Origin of the sequence: Desulfovibrio sp. 1214_IL3152, assembly GCF_036763055.1 — a bacterium.
In the GTDB taxonomy this organism is placed as follows: Bacteria; Desulfobacterota; Desulfovibrionia; order Desulfovibrionales; family Desulfovibrionaceae; genus Desulfovibrio.
The window spans coordinates 1-1580 of record NZ_JBAIYW010000123.1 but is presented as its reverse complement, the minus strand read 5'-3'; the positions used below and the strand labels follow the sequence as shown (position 1 = coordinate 1580).

Below are 1580 nucleotides of genomic sequence, written 5' to 3'. Positions count from 1 at the left end.
GACGCTTGGTATGGCCCCTACCAGCGGCACGCCGTGCTTGTCTGCCTCAAGATACCACGAGGCTGCGGTGACCAGGGCCAGAGCCGCCAGCGATGCCGGAAAGCGGTGCGAAATGCGCTTGAGGCTCAGGGCCAGCGCAATGGTCAGGGCTGCCAGGCCCACGCACCATTCGTTCAGTTGGGGCAGGCCGTGCAGCACGTCAAACATCTGGTGAAAAAAGCCCGCTTTTTTGGGGCCGGGAATGCCGAAAACCGTCTTGAGCTGGCCCATGCCGATGAGCAGGGCTGCGCCCGTAGTAAAGGCCACCATAACTGAATGGGATATGAAATTGGCAAGGTCGCCCAGTCTGGCAAGGCCCATGCCCACCTGTATCAGGCCGCAAAAAAGCGCCAGCCCGAAAATATACGTCATGCGTATTTCTTCGGGCATGTTGATGATGAGCGTGCCGCCCACGCTGATGGTCGCCATGGTGGAAAACAGCACCATGGAGATGGCGTTGGTCGGCCCGGCGGCCATGAAGCGCGAAGATCCCCACAGCGCGGCCATGACCACGGGCAGCATGCAGGCGTAGATGCCGTACTGCGGGTGAACCCCGGCAATGATGGCGTACGCCATAGCCTGCGGGACAGCCATGGGCGTGACGGTGAGGGCTGCCGTCAGGTCAGCCTTGAAGTCACGGGGCGAATAGGTTTTGAGCGTGGACAGAAAGGGAAAGATGGCCGACAGGCGCATGCTAGTCCTCCCTTGGCGCGTCGTCTTCCAGCCGCAGGACATCATGTCCCAGCGCGTAATGCATGAGGCGCGGACGCTCCACGGATTTTTTGAGGGAACTGATGATACGGGTCATGCGGCGCGTGCCTTCAAGCACTCCGCCCAGATGCCCCGCAAGCTCGGTAAGATCGGCCCGCGCCAGGGCGCTTTCCAGCTCTTCGGCCAGGATGCGCCCCCGGGTGTTTTCGGGAAATTCCGCCATGAGCTAACGGGCAAGGCGCAGGTCGCGGGTCTGGGTGGCGTCGATATCTTCCACAAGCTCACCGCAGTATTCGGCCTGGTTGCGCATGACGTTGATGGCATTGTTGCCGTAGTGGGCCATGGCCCCTGCGGCTTTTTCCAGCGCGTCGCGGGCCACGGCTATGCGGCGGCCCACGGTGAGCGAAACAAGGCGGGCGCATTTGCCGAGGAAGCGCTCGTCATAATTTTCAAAGCCGTATTCGCGCTTGGTGTACAGCATGACAAGACCAAAGGGCGGGCGGTCGTTGCGCTCACGCAGCACAAAAGCCAGACGTGAGCGGTAGCCTTCCTTGTAAACCATGCAGTCAAAGGAGTCGCCGCCTTTTTCGATGGCCTGAAGATTGTTGGAAACCACATAGCGCGTGTGCCCCTGAAGGATGGCGTTCATGACGGGGTGTTCCCGCAGGCCTTCTTCCAGCATGGGGGCCACAATGGGTATGGCCTTGCCGTTCACATGCCCGGCCGAGCGCACCACCCACTCGCCCTGCTTGTTGCGCAGGCGGCAGACGTAAAGTTCGGCGTGCAGGGCGTGCACAAGAATTTCCGCGCTCTGGCGCAGCACCTCGCCC

At 61.5% G+C, this 1580-nt stretch carries 2 protein-coding genes and 1 pseudogene; all 3 read right to left on the bottom strand.

Going from position 1 to position 1580, the window contains the following annotated elements; all coding sequences use genetic code 11:
* Positions 1-732: SulP family inorganic anion transporter (locus V6C07_RS02550; protein WP_333534815.1), on the bottom strand; the 732-nt coding region annotated here is incomplete at its 3' end.
* Position 733: 1 nt separating this feature from the next.
* Positions 734-973: a hypothetical protein gene (locus V6C07_RS02545; protein WP_333534814.1), complete on the bottom strand. Its 240-nt coding sequence runs from the start codon at positions 971-973 to the stop codon at positions 734-736.
* Between the two features lie 3 nt (positions 974-976).
* Positions 977-1580 (bottom strand): annotated as a pseudogene (locus V6C07_RS02540) (hypothetical protein); the annotation flags it as partial.

Coding starts and splice junctions, on each gene's coding strand:
- V6C07_RS02545 (WP_333534814.1), bottom strand. CDS start 973: ATGGCGGAATTTCCCGAAAACACCCGGGGGCGCATCCTGGCCGAAGAG.